This is a genomic window from Amycolatopsis sp. NPDC000009 (assembly GCF_055563465.1).
The window spans coordinates 414315-430853 of sequence record NZ_JBVHDI010000003.1 but is presented as its reverse complement, the minus strand read 5'-3'; the positions used below and the strand labels follow the sequence as shown (position 1 = coordinate 430853).

Sequence of the window (16539 nt, the reverse complement as noted above, 5' to 3'; positions counted from 1 at the left end):
ATGCGCACCACCAGAACCCGACGCCTCGCCGGAGCGCTCGCGCTCGCTTTGACGGTCGTGACCGCCGCCACCGCCTGTGGGTCCGGCGACGCCGGGCAGGCGGATGGCGGTCCGACCCGGGTGTTCGCCGCCGACAACGGCCAGATCACCATCCCGGTCTCGCCGAAGCGGGTCATCGCCACCGGCTACGCCGTGCCCGCCCTGCTCGAAGCGGGCGCGCCGCTGGTCGGCGTGTCCAGCTGGAAGCGTGGCATCCCGCTGTTCAACGAGCAGGAGCGCAAGAAGTACGACGAGCTGGCGAAGGTCGCGGGCGAGTCGGCCGCGGAGACGAACTACGAGGCGATCGCGCAGGCGGATCCGGACCTCATCGTCATCGGCGTGCCGAAGCCGGTGCTCGCCGACATCGACATCAAGCGGCTCGAAGCGATCGCGCCGGTCGTGGCGATCGGGCCGTCGGTTCCGTCGATGTGGCGTGAGCTGTCGCGCAAGCAGGCCGACGCCGCCGGCGCGACCGCCGGGTTCGACGCGCTCAAGACCGCGTACGACACCAAGGCCAAGGCGCTGGCCGAGAAGTACAAGGCCGTGGTGCCGCAGCTGAAGCTGGGCCACGTCGGTGCCTACGGCGAGGTCGCCAAGGGCAACTTCCAGCGGGAGTTCAACGGTTCCTGGGGCACCAACATCGCGCAGGACATCGGCGCCACCTACTACGGCCAGGTCAAGGTCAAGGGCGGGGGTTCCAAGGACGTCAGCGAGTACCCGTCGATCGAAGAGCTCTCGACCGCGTTCGCGCAGGCCGACGCCATCACCTACTCGGTCAGCGCCGACGGTTCCGTGCCCGCGCCGGTCAAGTACGTCCTCGACTCGCCGCTGTGGAAGGAACTTCCCGCGGTGAAGGCGGGCAAGGTCTACCCGTTCCGCTACACCGAGGCCGCCACCTACCGGGCCGCGACGTCCACTTTGGACGCCATCGACCAGGCGTTCGCGCCGCTGCTCGAGAAGTGACCACCACCGGGCGGTCCGCGCTGCTCGGCGCCGCACTGCTCGGGCTCGTCGTGGTCGCCGTGCTGAGCGTCGGCATCGGCGCGCACGCCATCGCCCCCGGCGAGGTCGTGCGCGCCCTGCTGGGCGACGGGAATTCGAGTGACCGGGCCGTGGTCCTGGACATCCGGATGCCGAGGGCGGTGCTGGCGATCGGCGTCGGCGCGGCGCTCGCCGTCGGCGGTGTGCTCGTGCAGGCCTTGTCGCGCAACGCCTTGGCCGAACCCGGCGTGCTCGGCGTGACCGCCGGGGCCGGGTTCGCCATCGCGGTGGGGTCCTCGTTCGGGCTCGCCGCGTCGGCACCCGCCGAACTGGGCCTGGCGGTGCTGGGGGCGCTCGGCGCTTCGGCGCTGGTGTACGCGGTCGGCAGCAAGTCGCCGCTGCGGCTGGTGCTCGCCGGGACCGCGCTGAGCGCCGTGCTGCTGGGGCTCACCCTCGGCCTGCGGCTGCTGTTCCCGGAGACCTTCGACGTCTACCGGTTCTGGTCGGTGGGTTCGCTGGCCGGTCGCGAACAGGCACCGACGACGGTCCCGCTGGTCATCATCGGCCTGTCCCTGCTGGGCGCGTTCGCGGTGAGCCGTCAGCTGAACGCGATCGCGCTCGGGGAAACGGTGGCGCACACGCTGGGCGTGAACGTCGCCAGGGTCCGGACGATCACGCTGCTGCTGATCACGCTGCTGGCGGGCGCGGCGACCGCGCTGGCCGGGCCGATCCTGTTCGTCGGGCTGATCGTGCCGCATCTGGCCCGGCGGGTGGCGGGCGCGTCGATCCCCTGGCTGATCGCGTTCGCCGCGCTGCTCGGCCCGGTCCTGATGCTGGCCGCGGACATCGGCTCCCGGGTCCTGCTGCCGACCGGTGAGGTCCCGGTCGCGATCGTGACCGCGTTCCTCGGCGGCCCGGTGCTGATCTGGGCCGTCCGCAAATACGGGGCGGCGCCGCTATGAGCGCAGTCGTCCTGCGGCGCGGGCGGTTTTCCGCCCGGCTGGAACGCCGCACCCTCGTCTTCCTCGTGGCGATGCTCGTGGTCATCGCCGGTTTGACGCTGCTCGGGCTCTGCTACGGCGCGGCGTGGGCGAGTCCGGCCCGCGTGTTCGCCGCCCTCACCGGTTCCGGCGGCGGCCCTGGTGTGGTCATCCGCGAATGGCGCCTGCCGCGGGTACTGGCGGGGCTGGTGTTCGGCGCGGCGCTCGGCCTGGCGGGCGCGATCTTCCAGAACGTCACCCGTAACCCGCTGGGCAGCCCGGACGTGATCGGCCTCGACGCCGGCGCGTACACCGGCGCGCTGTTCGCGATCACCGTGCTTTCGGGGACTTCGACGCAGCTGACCGTCGGTTCGGTGCTCGGCGGCGTGCTCACGGCGGCGATCGTGTACGCGCTGTCGCTCGGCGGCGGACTGTCCGGCCTGCGGCTGATCGTCATCGGGATCGCGATCAACGCGATGCTGACCGCGTTGAACTCGTGGATCGTGCTGCGTGCGGAACTCGAGATAGCCATCGCGGCCGTCGGCTGGAACGCCGGTTCCCTCAACGGGATCGGCTGGGACGACGTCGCCATCCCGTTCGGCGTGCTCGCGGTGCTGTTCGTCGTGCTGTTCACCAGGGCGCCGGCGTTGCACCAGGCCGCGCTCGGCGGCGCCCTGGCGGTCACCACCGGCGTCCGCTGGGACCGCTTGCGGCTGGTGCTGGTGCTGATCGGGGTCGGCTGTACGGCCACGGTGACCGCCGTCGCCGGTCCGATCGCGTTCATCGCGCTGGCCGCCCCGCAGATCGGGCGGCGGCTGGCCCGTACCCCCGGTATTTCCCTGCTGCCCGCCGCCCTCACCGGCGCCGTGCTGCTGACCAGCGCCGACCTGGCCGCCCAGATGCTGCTCGCGCCGGAAGCGCTGCCGGTCGGTGTGGTCAGCACCGTGATCGGCGGCGGCTACCTGATCTGGCTGCTCACCAAGGAGGTGCGGCGCACATGAGTGCCCGCTTGACCGCCCGGGACCTGACCCTGCGCTACGGCGACCGGGTCGTGTCGACCCGGCTGAGCCTCGACGTGCCCGACCGCGCGTTTACCGCCGTCGTCGGACCGAACGCGTGTGGCAAGTCGACGTTGCTGCGCGCGTTCGTCCGGCTGCTGCGGCCGTCGGACGGCGAGGTCCTGCTCGACGGCAAGGACGTCGGTTCCTTCCCCGGCAAGGGTTTGGCGCGGGAACTCGGGTTCCTGCCGCAGGATCCGGTGGCACCGGAGGACGTCCGCGTCCGGCAGCTGGTCGCGCGCGGCCGGTTCCCGCATCAGTCGCTGTTCGCGTCGTGGTCCGAAGAGGACGAACGCGCGGTGCTCGACGCGATGACCGCGGCCGGGGTGGCGGGGCTGGCCGACCGGCCGGTGCAGGAGCTTTCGGGCGGCCAGCGGCAGCGCGTGTGGGTGGCGCTGGTGCTGGCGCAGAAGACGCCGTACCTGCTGCTCGACGAGCCGACGTCCTTTTTGGACATCGCGCACCAGTACCAGCTGCTGAGCCTGCTGGCGCGCCTGCGCGACGAGGGCCGCACGGTGATCGCCGTCCTGCACGACATCAACCAGGCCTGCCGCTACGCCGATCACCTCGTCGCCCTGCAGGACGGCCGGATCGTCGCCGAGGGCGCGCCGTCCGACATCGTCGACGCCGAGCTGATGAAGGAGGTCTTCGATCTCCCCAGCGTCGTCGTGCCCGACCCGGTGACCGGAACCCCGATGGTGGTGCCCACATGCTAAATCTCACCGGTGCCCAGCTCGGCATCTGGACCGCGCAACGCCTGGAACCCGACTCGCCCTATTACGTCGTCGGCGACGTCATCGAGATCGTCGGTGAAAAGCCGGTCGACGTCGGCGCGCTGACCGAGGCGATCCGGGCGACCGCCGAAGAGGCGGACAGCCTGCGGTTGCGGGTTTTCGAGACGCCGGACGGGCCACGTCAGGTGGTGTCGGAGGACGGGATACCGCTGCCGGAGATCGTGGATCTGCGCGGTGAGGCCGATCCGGTGGCCGTCGCGCACACGCGGGTGGACGCCGAACGCCGCCGCGTCGCCGAAGCCTGTCGTGGGATGGTGGACCGGCCGTTGTTCGCCCATCTCGTGCTGCGGCTTTCCGACTCGCACGTGTGGTTCACCCAGCTCGGGCACCACCTCGTGTTCGACGGCTACACCGCGGCGATGCTCGCGCGCCGGACCGCCGCGCGTTACACCGCTTCGGTCCAGGGAAAGGACGTCCCGGCTTCGACGTTCGCCCGGTTCGCCGATCTTGTCGAGGCCGACCGGGCCTACCGCGAGAGCGAACGGTTCACCCAGGACCGCGAGTACTGGCGGGAGCGGTTCACGCCGTTGCCGGACCTCGACGTCGGCGGCAGTGCGTCGGGGCCGCCCGAGGACACCGTGACCGCACGCGCGGTCCTGCCCGCTACGGACGTGGCCCGGTTGCGCGAGCTGGGCAAACGCGCCGGGACGACGTGGGGCGACGCGCTGATCGCCTGCTACGCCGCCTTCCTGCACCGCGTGCTCGGCTGGACCGACGTCGTGTTCGCGATGCCATTGATGTGCCGCGAAGGGGCGGCGCTGCGGACTCCGGCGATGGCGGTCAACGTGCTGCCGCTGCGGGTCGGCGTGCTGCCGCAGGACACGGGAACCGAGCTGACCGCACGGGTCGCGGGCGCGCTGAAGGAGATGCGCACGCACCAGCGGTATCGCGGTGAAGACCTGCCTCAGGATCTCGCGGTGCCCGGCGCCGGGGCGCTGCTGCACGGCCGGGGAATCAACCTCAAGGCGTTCGACCTGAAGCTCGACTTCGCGGGCTCGCACGGCACGATGCGCAACGTCGCTGGTGGACCGCCGGAGGACATGGGCCTGTCCGTGCTCCCGACCTCGGACGGCGGGCTGCTGCTCGGTTTCGAGGTCGACGCGCGCACCCACGACCAGTCCGCCGTCGACGCCAAACTGACCGCGCTGCGCTGCCTGATCACCGCCTTGACCGAACCGGACGGCCCGGCGGTCGCCGCCGCCGACCTGGTTCCGGCGGGGGAGCGGGACACGTTGCTGGCGGCGTGGTCCACGCCCGCGCCTGACGCCGAACTCCTTTGCGTACCTGAACTTCTCGACCGCCTGGACCCCGAACAGACCGCCCTGGTCTTCGGTGAAGAACGGCTGACCGCGGGCGAACTGGTCACTCGGGTCCACCGTCTCGCCCGGGCCTTGCGCGCACGCGGTGTCGGGGCCGACGACGTCGTCGCGCTGGCCCTGCCGCGGTCCGCGGATCTCGTCGTCGCCCTGCTGGCGGTGCTCGACGCCGGGGCCGCCTTCCTGCCGCTGGACCTCGCGCATCCGGTCGAGCGGTTGCGGGAGCTCGCCGCCGAAGCCGGCGTGGTGCTCACCGTGACCCACGACCCGGAAATCGTTCCCGGGCCTCAGCTGGTGCTCGGCGAGACCGATCTGTCCACTCTGGACGCTTCCCCGCTGGAAATTCCCCGCCATCCGGAAGATCTCGCGTACGTCATCTTCACCTCCGGCTCCACCGGGCGACCCAAGGGAGTGCTGGGCCGGGTCGGGGGACTCGCGACGCTGCTGCGTCACCACCGCGCGACCACGGTCGCCGAAACCGAACGTGCCGCGGGCAGGTGGCTTCGGGTCGCACACACCTACTCGTTCGCCTTCGACTCCGCGCTCGACCAGTTGATGTGGCTGCTGTTCGGGCACGAACTCCACGTCTACGGCACCGACGTCGCGCGGGACGCGGACGAACTGCTGGCCGCGTTCGCCCGCGACCGGATCGACGTCGTCGACACCACGCCGTCGATGGCCGCTCCACTCGTCGACGCCGGGTTGCTCGACGGCCCGCACCCGCCCGCGCTGCTCGTCCTCGGTGGCGAGGCGACTCCGCCCGCGCTGTGGCGCAAGGTCGCGGAGTCGGATGTCCGTGCCCGCAACATGTACGGCCCCACCGAGGCCACTGTGGACGGCGCCGGATCCTGGCTGGACGACGGGGAACCGACGATCGGCACGGCGGTGCCCGGCACGGCGGTCCGGGTGCTCGACGCCGCGCTGCGTCCGGCCCCCGCCGGAACGCCGGGTGAGCTGTACCTCGCGGGACCGCATCTCGCGCGCGGCTATCTCGGGCGTCCCGGCGCGACCGCCGAACGGTTCGTCGCCGACCCGTTCGGCGAGCCCGGCGACCGGATGTACCGCACCGGTGACCTGGCCCGCTGGGTGCCCGGTCGCGGCCTGGAGTACCTGGGCCGCCGCGACGGACAGGTGAAGGTGCGCGGCCACCGTGTCGAACTCGGCGAGGTCGAGGCCGCGTTGGCCGCCGTTCCCGGCGTGCGCGCGGCCGCCGCCGCAGTACGGGGACCGCGGCTCGTCGGTTACGTCGTCGGCGAGGTCGTGCCGGACGAGGTCCGCGCGGCGCTCACCGGGCGGGTGCCGGAACACCTCGTGCCCGCCGCGATCGTCGTCCTCGACACGCTTCCCTTGACCTCCAACGGAAAGGTCGACCGGGTCGCGCTGCCCGCCCCGCGCGCGGCGGCCGGAAGGACCGCCGCCACCGAACGCGAACGGCTGCTGTGCGCGACCATCGCGGAGGTGATCGGCGTGGAGGAGGTCGCCGTCGACGACGACTTCTTCGCGCTGGGCGGCGACAGCATCACCGCGATCAGCGTCAGCAGCAGGCTGCGCGCGCACGGCCTCGACCTGCGTCCGCGTGACCTGCTCGCCCGCCGCAGCTTCGAGACGCTGGCCGCGGCGAGCACGGAGATCGGCGCACCCGTCGCTCCGCCGGACGAGCCGGTCGGTGTGGTGCCCGCGCCGCCCATCGTCCGTGCCCTGCTCGACCCGCATCCGGACGTCGCGACGATCGCCGGGTACACACAGTGGACCGCGCTCCGGCTCGACGAGGATCTTCCTCCCGCCCTGCTGACCGAAGGCGTCCAGACGCTGTTGGACCACCACGACGTCCTCCGTCTGCATTTAGAGGACGAAATGCGGGTTCGCGGACGAGGCGCGGTGAGGGCGTCCGACGTCGTGGTCGAGACGACCGGTGACCCGGCCGAGGTCGCTGCGGAACTCGCGGATTCCCTGGATCTCCGGACCGGCGTGCTCAAGGTCGCGCTGCTGCCGGATCACGTCGTCATCGTCGTTCACCACTTGGCGATCGACGGGGTTTCGTGGCGGGTGCTCTTGCCGGATCTGCGCGCCGCGTGCGCCGGTGAGCCGCTCGAACCGGTCGGCACCTCTTGGCGGCGGCACGCGCTTCTCCTTGCCGAGCAAGGCACTTCGGGCGCCAGGCATGGTGAGCTCGACCACTGGCGCGGCGCGCTCGAAGGTCCGCGCCTCGGTCACCGGCCGCTCGACCGGGCCGCCGACACGGTCGCGACCGCGCGGCGTTCGGTCACCCTCGCCACCCCGGAGCAGACCGACGCGGTGCTCACCGCGTTGCCCGCCGCCTACCGCGCCGGACCGGACGACGTGCTGCTCGCCGCGCTCGTGCTCGCTCTGCGGTCGTGGCGTGGTGCCCCGGCCGAGGCCGAAACCGTGTCCCTCGAAGGACACGGCCGGGATCAAGACGGACTGGACCTCTCGCGCACCGTCGGCTGGTTCACCGCCGAACATCCGTTGCGCGTTCCCGCCGGTGCGGTGGCGGCGACCACGGACTTCGACAGCGCGCTCGCGGGCGGAGACGCCGCGGGCAAGCTGCTGCGGGCCGCCAAGGAGGCCAAACGCGGCGTCCCGGACAACGGCGTCGGCTTCGGCGTTCTGCGGTACCTCGACCCGCTGACCCGGGACGAATTCGCCGCCGTCCCGCCGCCGGACGTCGTCCTCAACTACCTCGGCCGGTTCGCGGCACTGCCCGGCACCGGCTGGCGGCTCCCGGAGGAAGACCCGTTCGCGGTCACCGAACCGGACGCCAAGTCGCTGGAACAGGTGCTGGCGCTGAACTGCTTCGTCCGCGAGGACGGCCATCCCCGGATCGCCGTCGAATGGACCGCGGCGGGCGAGGTCCTGCCTCAGGAAAGCGTTGAGGCGCTTCAAAAAGCGTGGTCACTCGCCCTGCAAGCGATGGTCGCGCACGCCACTAGGATCGGACCGGACGGTGGCGGGCTCACCCCGTCGGATCTGCCGCTGGTCGGCCTCGACCAGGCCGACATCGACGCGCTCGAACGCCTCGGCCGCGTCGAGGACGTGCTGCCCGCGACCCCGTTGCAGACGGGGCTTTCGTTCCACACCCTGGCGCGCGGCACCGAGGACACCGACGTCTACGTGGTGCAGGCCGTCACGCTGCTCAGCGGCGCGCTCGACGCGGACCGCATGCGCGACGCCGCGGCGGAGGTACTGCGGCGGCATCCCGCGCTGCGTGTCCACCTGCACACCACTGACGCGGGCGAGGTCGTCCAGGTGGTGCCCGCCGGGGTCACGCTGGACTGGCGGTTCGCGCGGGTCTCGCCGGAGCAGGTCGAGGTCGAGGGCCGCGCCGAACTGGCCCGGCCCTTCGATCCGGCGACCCCGCCGCTGATCCGGTTCCTGCTGCTGACCCTCGGCCAGGACGAGCACCGCCTGGTGCTCACCAATCACCACGCGCTGCTCGACGGCTGGTCGATGCCGCTGGTCGGCCGCACCTTGCTGGCCACCTACGCCGAACTCGGCGGCGGCCCGGCGGCTCCGGTCGCGCCCCCGCTTTCGGAGTACCACCGCGTGCTCGGCGAACGTTATCCGGACGCGGCGCTGGAAGCGTGGCGCCAGGCGCTGGCCGGGCTCGACGAGGGCACCCGCCTCGCCCCAGCGAGCGTCGAGTCCACTGTGGAGCGTCCGGAACGCGTCACCGTGGAACTGGGCGGGGAGTTCAGCGAACGGCTGCGCGCCTTCGCCCGCGAACGCGGGATCACCGCGACGACGGTGTTCCAGACCGCATGGGGAGTCCTGCTCGCCAGGCTGACCGGCCGGCGCGACGTGGTCTTCGGCTGCCCGGTCTCCGGCCGCCCGGCCGACGTCCCCGGTGTCGAGCGCATGATCGGCCAGCTCGGCAGCACGATCCCGGTGCGCGTGCGCTTCGACGCCGCCGACACCGCGGCCACCGTGCTCGAACGTGTGCACACCGAAAGCGTCCGGCTCACCGAGCACCATCACGCCGGGCTGCCGGATATCCAGCGCGCGGCCGGCGTCGGCGACCTGTTCGACACGATGCTGGTGATGGAGAACTTCCCGCTCTCCAGCCGTGCGCGCACCACGCTGGCCCCCGGCCTCGACCTCGTCGGCGTCGACATCACCGACGCCACGCACTACCCGCTCACGGTGATCGTGCTGCCCGGCGACGAGTTCACCGTCGGCCTCGGCTACCAGCCCCAGGCGTTCACCCGCGAGGAGACCGAGGCTTACGGTCGCTGGCTGCGTGCGGTGCTGCACGAGATCGTCGCCGACCCGGCGCGGCCGGTCTCCCGGATACGCGCGCTCGGCGCCGAGGAAGAACGCGCGATGCTGCGCCTCGGCGAGGGACCGGAACCCAAACGCGAACGCGGCGGCATGCTGGAGGAGTTCGGCCGCTGGGTGCGGGAGACGCCGGACGCCGAGGCCGTCGTGTGCCGCGACCGGAGCCTGACCTACGCCGAACTGGACCGTCGCGCCAACCGGCTCGCGAACACGCTGATCGACGCCGGGGTGAAACCGCAGGATCCGGTCGCGGTCCTGCTGCGCCGCGACGTCGACCTCGTGGTCGCACTGTTCGGCGTCGTCAAGGCGGGCGCGGTGCACGTGCCGATGGACCCGGACTACCCGGCCGACCGGCTCGCCTACATGCTGGACGACATCGCGCCCGCCGCCGTCGTGTCCACTTCGGACATCGACGGTCTTCCGGTGATCGACCCGGCTTCACTGTCCACTGAGGACGAAGATCCGGGTGTCTCCTTGTGTGCGGACGCGATCGCGTACGTCATCTACACCTCCGGCACCACGGGAAAGCCGAAGGGCGTGGCGGTGCCGCATCGCGGCGTCCCGAGCCTGATCGCGCTGCAGGAGGACATCGTCGGGATCGGGACCGCCGAGCGGTACCTGCATTTCGCCTCGACGAGTTTCGACGTCGCGTTCTGGCAGTTCATGCTGCCGCTGCTGTCCGGTGGCACATCGGTGATCGCGCCGGAGGAGGTGCGGACCTCCGGCGACGACCTGCTGGCCTACGCCGCCGAGCATCGCGTCACCGGGCTCAACCTGCTGCCCTCGTTCCTCTCGGCGATGCCCGACGACGCGACCGTCGACCCGGACGTGTTCTTCGTCGTCGGTGCCGAACGGCTCGACCCGGAACTGGCGCGGCGCTGGGGGGACCGGCGCGCGCTGTTCAACGCCTACGGGCCGACCGAGGTCACCATCAACTCGATCACCTGGCATCACGACCCGGCCGACCCGGGCCCGCTGCCGATCGGCCGTCCGGACCCGGAGGTCCGCGCGTACGTGCTGGACGGCGGGCTGCTCCCGGTCGGCACGAACGTCACCGGTGAGCTGTACCTGGCCGGGCCGAAGCTCGCCCAGGGCTATGTCGGCCGGGCGGCGCTGACCGCGGAACGGTTCGTCGCCGATCCGTTCGGGCCGCCGGGGGAGCGGATGTACCGCACCGGTGACCTGGTCCGCTGGCGCCCGGACGGGCAGATCGTGTTCCTCGGCCGCGCCGACCACCAGGTCAAACTGCGCGGCTTCCGGATCGAACTCGGCGAGATCGAGACCGCGCTGACCGCGCACGACGACGTGCGCGCCGCCGCGGTGATCGTCCGCGAAGACCGGCTGGTCGCCTACGTCGTTCCTGTGGACGGCGCCGAACCCGATCCCGTAGCACTGCGCGAACACCTCGCCACGGAGCTGCCCGCGTACATGGTGCCGACCGCCTTCGTACCGCTGGACCGGCTTCCGCTCGGCCCGAGCGGGAAGCTGGACCGCGCCGCGCTGCCCGCGCCGGAAGCCCGCTCCGACGGCGGACGGGAACCCGCCACCCCGGCGGAAGCCGTGCTGCTGCGGGTGGTCCGCGAGCTGCTCGGTCCCGACGTCGGCCTGGACGACGGCTTCCTGGACGCGGGCGGCGACAGCATCGCCTCGCTGCGGGTCGTTTCCCGCGCACGCCGGGAAGGGCTGCACCTGACCGCGCGCGACGTCCTCGAAGGCGGCACGGTCGGGGGGATCGCCGCGCGCTGTGCCGAACCCGAACAGGCCGAAGAGGCCCACGCGGTCGGCGACGCCCCGCTCACGCCAATCATGCGCGATCTGTTGCGGCGCGCGGGAAAGGCGGCCGACGGATTCTGCCAGTGGGTCGAGATCTGCGTGCCTTCGGCGGACGACGTCCCTCGCTGGCGCTCGGTGCTCGACGCCGTTCTAGCGCGCCACGACGTCCTGCGCGCGCATCTGGTCGAGGACGCGCTGCGCGTTCCGGACGTCGGTGCCGTGACCGGTGCCGACGTGCTCACCGCCGTCCGCGTGTCCGGTGATCCGCGCGCGGCGCTGGACACCCACGTCGAGCAGATCGTCGCGCGGATGGACCCGCGCACCGGTCCGCTGGTGCGGGCGGTACTGGTGGATGCCGGGGATCGTCCCGGACGGTTGCTGCTCGTGGCGCACCACCTGGTCGCCGACGCGGTGACCTGGCGGGTGCTGCTCGACGACGTCGAACAGGCCTTCCACGGCAACACCCTGCACCGGCGCGGGCAGTCCTTCCTGGGCTGGGCACGGTCGCTGCGCGCGGCGGCACCGCATCGAGAGGACGAAATGCGGTATTGGCAAGGGATCGCCGCCGCACCGGAGAGCACGCTCGGCCGCACCCGGCTCGACCCGGCGCGCGACACGGTGGCGACCGCGCGGCATCACCGGCTCGACATCGGCGAGGACACCACCCACGCCGTGCTCACCGCGCTGCCCATGGCCTATCGGACCGGTCCGGACACCGTGCTGCTGACCGCGCTCGCCCGCGCGGTCGCCGCCTGGCGCGGGACCGGCGCCGATCTGGTCGTCGCCGTCGAAAGCCACGGAAGGCCGGGACACACGCCGGACTTCACGGGCAAGGTCGATCTGGCGCAGGCCGCCGGCTGGTTCACCGCCGTGCATCCGGCGCGGATCGCCCCGCCGTCCGGGCCGCTGCCGGACGCGCTGCGGGCGGTGCGCGACCATCTGCGCGCGGCGGGTGACGGGCTCGGACACGGGATTCTCGGCGTCGGCGGCCCACGGCCGGAGGTGGCCTGGAACTACCTCGGCCGGTTCCCCGCGGCGCCGGTCGAGGAGACCCTGTGGCGGCGCCCGCCGGACGCCGATCCGCTCGGTTCGGGTGGTGGCGCGGAGATGCCGTTGCCGTACGCGTTGACGGTGAACGCGATGGTCCCCGACGGTGGCAAGCTCGGCGTCCGCTTCACGTGGCCGTCGGCGCTGTTCACCGAAGACGAGATCGTCGTGCTGGGCGAGCACTTCCGGCGTGAGCTGGACGCTCTCGCCGCCGACGTGCCGGGGCCCGGCGAGATCATGCCGCTGACCCCGTTGCAGGAGGTGATCCTGCGGGAGTCCCGGGCCGCGGACGAAGATCCGTACCCGGTGCAGGCCGCGTTCACGCTGTCCGGTGACCTCGACGTCGTGGCGCTGCGGGCGGCGGCGGACGCCTTGGTGCGACGGCAGCCGAACCTGGGCGCGGTGTTCCCGCCGTCGCACGAGGTCCAGGTGATCCCCGCCGAGCCGCAGGCTGGTTTCCGCGTGCGCGAAGTGTCCGATTCGGACACGGCGTTGGACGAGGAGCTGGCCGAACCGTTCGACCTGGCCCACGGTCCGCTGTGGCGGGTCACCGTGCTGCGGCACGGGCCCGGCCGCCAGACGCTCGTGCTGACCAGTCACCATCTGCTGTCCGACGGCTGGTCCGCGCCGCGCATCCTCGGCGAGTTGTTCGCGCTGTACGCGGGGAAGCCGTTGCCGGAGCCGGTGCCGCCGACCCGGTACACCCGCCTGCTCGCCGCGGCCGACCACTCGGCCGACGTCCGGGCGTGGCGTAGGGAACTCGCCGGGCTGCCCGAAGGCGGCCACTTGCCGCGGACCGGCGGCTCGGCCGAACCGGCACTGTTCACTGTGGACAGTCCACTGGTCACCGAACTGACCAAGCTGGGCGCGGCCCGCGGGCTCACCGTCAACACCCTGCTGCAGGGCGCGTGGGCGGCCGTGCTCGCGAGTCACGCCGGACGCCGGGACGTCAGCTTCGGGGTGATGACCTCGAACCGGACGTCCGATGTGGACGGTGTCGAGGAGATCATCGGCCTGCTGGCGAACAGCGTGCCGGTCCGCGCCCGGTTCACCGGAATGGTCGCCGAGTCGCTCACCGACCTGCAGACGCGGCAGCAGGCGATGACCGCGCACCACCGGATGGGCCTGCCCGAACTCGCCTCGCTGGCCGGTCGCGAGCGCCTGTTCGACAGCCTGCTCGTGTTCGAGAACTACCCGGTGGATCCGGCGAAGCTGCGAGAACCCGCGCCCGGTCTGACCGTCACCGGGACGAGGTTCCGGGAACGCACGCACCACCCGGTGAGCGTCACCGTCGTCCCCGGCGAGCACGGCTGGGACGGCGTTCTGTACGCGAGGGAGACCGACGCCCGGTCGCTCGCTGAGGATCTCGTCGGGTATCTCCGGAAACTGCCGTCCTGGCTCGACGGCGACGCCGCCGGGTTCGTGGGGGAGCGGTGACCGCGCGCCCGATCGACGCCGCGCTGTGGCGCACGGCCGCCGTGCTGGTACTCGGCACGTTCATGGCGACCCTGGACAGCACGATCGTGTCGGTCGGCGTCGACACCCTCGCCGACGAGTTCGGCGCGCCGGTCACCGGCGTCCACTGGGTGACGACGGCGTACCTGCTGGCCGTGGTCACGGCGGTGCCGGCGTCGGGCTGGCTCGCCGACCGGTTCGGCGGACGGCGCGTCTGGCTCACCGCCGTCGTCGTGTTCCTGCTGGCGTCCCTGCTGTGCGCGCTGGCGCCGACCCTGCCCGCGCTCATCGCCTTCCGCGTCCTGCAAGGGCTCGCGGGCGGTCTGCTCCCGCCGACCGGCCAGGCGCTCCTGGCGCGCGCGGCGGGACCGGACCGGATCGGGCGCGTGATCAGTGTCGTCGGTCTCGTACCGCTGTTGTCGCCGGTGCTGGGCCCGATGGCGAGCGGCACGATCCTCGCGGTCGCGGACTGGCCGTGGCTGTTCTACGTCAACCTCCCGGTCGGAGTGGTGGCGGTGATCCTGGCCCGGCGCTGGGTTCCGGCGAGTGAACCCGGCGGCAAGGGGGAGCGCTTCGATTTCCGGGGCGCGCTGCTGCTTTCGCCGGGGCTCGCCGTCCTTGTCTTCGGCCTCACCTGGTTCGAGCAGGGAACGCCGACGGTCGCCGGGATCGCCGTCGCGCTCGGCGTCGTGATGCTCGCGGCGTTCGTCCGGCACGGTCTGCGCGCCGAAGCGCCCTTGCTGGATCCGCGCCTGTTCACGCGGCCGCCGTTCGGGGTCGCCGCGCTGGCGCTGGTCCTGCTCGGCGCGTCGGTGTTCGGCACGATGTTCCTGCTCCCGCTCTACCTCCAGCGCGGCCCTGGACTGTCCACTTGGGACACCGGGTTGCTGCTGGTGCCCCAGGGGATCGGCGCGGCGGCCGGTTCCGTGCTGGTGAACCGTCTTGTCGACCGGATCGCGCCGCGCACCCTGGTGCTGAGCGGGATCGGGCTGGTCGCCCTCGGGACCGCGCCCTTCACCCAGCTCGGCCCGGGTCTTCCGGACTGGGTCATCGTGCTTTCCCTGCTGCTGCGCGGTTTCGGCGCGGCGATGATCGGCGCGCCGGTGATGACGATCGTCTACCGCCGGGTCGAACCCGCCCGGCTGCCCCGCGCGGCCGGGGCGCTGAACCTGCTCAACACGCTCGGCGGCTCGATCGGCACCGCGGTGCTGGCCATGGTGCTGCAGGCCCGGCTGGCCGCACGCGGCCCGGATGTCGCCGCGGCCTTCGCCGACGCGTTCTGGTGTGTTCTCGGCCTCGCCGTCGTGGCGGTGGCCGGTGCGACGCGGCTGCCCCGGGCCGCCCCCGACAAGAAGAGAGGTCATGCGAATGCTTGACCAGCTGCCCAGCCCGGCCGAGGTGGCCACGAGCGGCTTCGTCCCGGAGGAGATCACCCGGCACCGGGAAACCGTCGCCGACGTCCTCGCGCGGCGCGACTCGCGGCTGCTCGTCGTCGTGGGCCCGTGTTCGGTGCACGACACCGACGGAGCGCTCGAGTACGCGAATCGGCTCGCGGAGGCGTCCCGCCGGTTCGCCGACGACCTCGTCGTGGTCCTGCGTGCCTATCTGGAGAAACCGCGGACGATCGCGGGCTGGACCGGTCTGGTGCCCGACCCCACCCTGGACGGCAAGGGCGATCTCGCGGCCGGGGTCCGGATCGGACGGCGGTTCCTCGACGCCGCCGCGGCGAGCGGGCTGCCACTCGCGTATGAGTTCGTCGACCCGTTCCTGGCGCCGTATTTCGCGGACACCATCAGCTGGGGCGCGATCGGCGCGCGGACCGTGGCCAGCCAGCCGCACCGGCAGCTGGCGTCGTGGCTGCCGATGCCGGTGGGCATGAAGAACTGCGTGTCCGGGCGGCTGGACACGGCCGTCGCCGCGGTCCGGGCGGCCGCCCTGCCGCACGTGTTCCCGGGCGCCGCGGCCGACGGTCGCCCGCGGATCCAGCGCAGCGCCGGGAACCCGGACGCGCACCTCGTCCTGCGCGGTGGCCCGAAACCGAATCACCACGCGCACGCCGTCGCGGACGCCCTCGACGCGCTGACCGCCGCCGGTCTGCCGCACCGGCTCGTCGTCGACGCCTCGCACGGCAACAGCGGCAAGGACCACAACCGGCAGCCCGTGGTCGTCGCCGACCTGGCGGACCAGATCTCGGCGGGCAACGACACGCTGGCCGGCGTGATGATCGAGTCGTACCTCTCCGACGGCAGGCAGGACGTCGGTTCCGCGCGCCCCCGGCCCGACCTGAGCATCACGGACGCCTGCCTCGGCTGGGAGCGGACCGTCCCGCTGCTGGAATCCCTCGCCTGCGCCAACGCCGTTCGGCGGCTGAGCACCCCCGTCGGGCCGCCCCGCACCTGACCGTTCCGGCGATCACGCGTGCTTGAAGGCGTAACTCGCGTGATCAGACACGTAACTCGCGTGATCAGGCGCCGCACACCCGAGTCGCGCCTCCGATCACGCGAGTTACGCCTTCGGGCTCACCCCTCAGCAGAAAGCCCACTGGACCTCGATCGCTGCGCTGCTCCCAATGTGGCATTGGGGACGTCGAGCGACCCCCATGCCACATTGGGAGCAGCTGGGTCGAGCCCACGCTTGGTGGCCTTCGGAGCGGCCGGTGAGTTGCGAAAGCCACTTTCGCAACGTCCGTGGAGGCCACGAGCGCGCCGTCAAAGCGGCACCAGGCCGGCGCCCACCTTCGCGAACTCGCGCCTGAAGCGCGTGAAGGCCCCCTTCCCTCGGCTGGTCATTCGAAACCAGG

The 16539-nt window shown here is 72.2% G+C and carries 7 protein-coding genes; all 7 read left to right on the top strand.

Features of this window, described 5'->3' with window-relative positions:
- Genes ACZ3HL_RS11875 through ACZ3HL_RS11845 form a run of 7 tightly spaced genes read left to right on the top strand, consistent with a single transcriptional unit; the run spans nt 1 to nt 16139 of the window.
- On the top strand, nt 1-1002 hold the full coding sequence (locus ACZ3HL_RS11875) for an ABC transporter substrate-binding protein (protein WP_465420911.1): 1002 nt from the start codon (nt 1-3) through the stop codon (nt 1000-1002).
- Nucleotides 999-1982 (top strand): FecCD family ABC transporter permease, encoded by a 984-nt coding sequence (locus tag ACZ3HL_RS11870; protein ID WP_465530527.1) that lies wholly within the window; start codon nt 999-1001, stop codon nt 1980-1982. Before ACZ3HL_RS11875 ends, ACZ3HL_RS11870 begins: the two co-directional genes overlap by 4 nt.
- Nucleotides 1979-3001: a FecCD family ABC transporter permease gene (locus ACZ3HL_RS11865; RefSeq protein WP_465420907.1), complete on the top strand. Its 1023-nt coding sequence runs from the start codon at nt 1979-1981 to the stop codon at nt 2999-3001. The genes ACZ3HL_RS11870 and ACZ3HL_RS11865 overlap by 4 nt, the downstream gene beginning before the upstream one ends.
- Nucleotides 2998-3774: an ABC transporter ATP-binding protein gene (locus ACZ3HL_RS11860; RefSeq protein WP_465530525.1), complete on the top strand. Its 777-nt coding sequence runs from the start codon at nt 2998-3000 to the stop codon at nt 3772-3774. The genes ACZ3HL_RS11865 and ACZ3HL_RS11860 overlap by 4 nt, the downstream gene beginning before the upstream one ends.
- Nucleotides 3768-13721 (top strand): amino acid adenylation domain-containing protein, encoded by a 9954-nt coding sequence (locus tag ACZ3HL_RS11855; RefSeq protein ID WP_465530523.1) that lies wholly within the window; start codon nt 3768-3770, stop codon nt 13719-13721. The genes ACZ3HL_RS11860 and ACZ3HL_RS11855 overlap by 7 nt, the downstream gene beginning before the upstream one ends.
- The gene (locus ACZ3HL_RS11850; RefSeq protein WP_465420901.1) at nt 13718-15115 is read left to right on the top strand and encodes a DHA2 family efflux MFS transporter permease subunit; all 1398 of its coding nucleotides are present in this window, start codon (nt 13718-13720) and stop codon (nt 15113-15115) included. The genes ACZ3HL_RS11855 and ACZ3HL_RS11850 overlap by 4 nt, the downstream gene beginning before the upstream one ends.
- Nucleotides 15102-16139 (top strand): 3-deoxy-7-phosphoheptulonate synthase, encoded by a 1038-nt coding sequence (locus ACZ3HL_RS11845; protein WP_465530521.1) that lies wholly within the window; start codon nt 15102-15104, stop codon nt 16137-16139. The genes ACZ3HL_RS11850 and ACZ3HL_RS11845 overlap by 14 nt, the downstream gene beginning before the upstream one ends.
- Nucleotides 16140-16539: the final 400 nt, after the last annotated feature.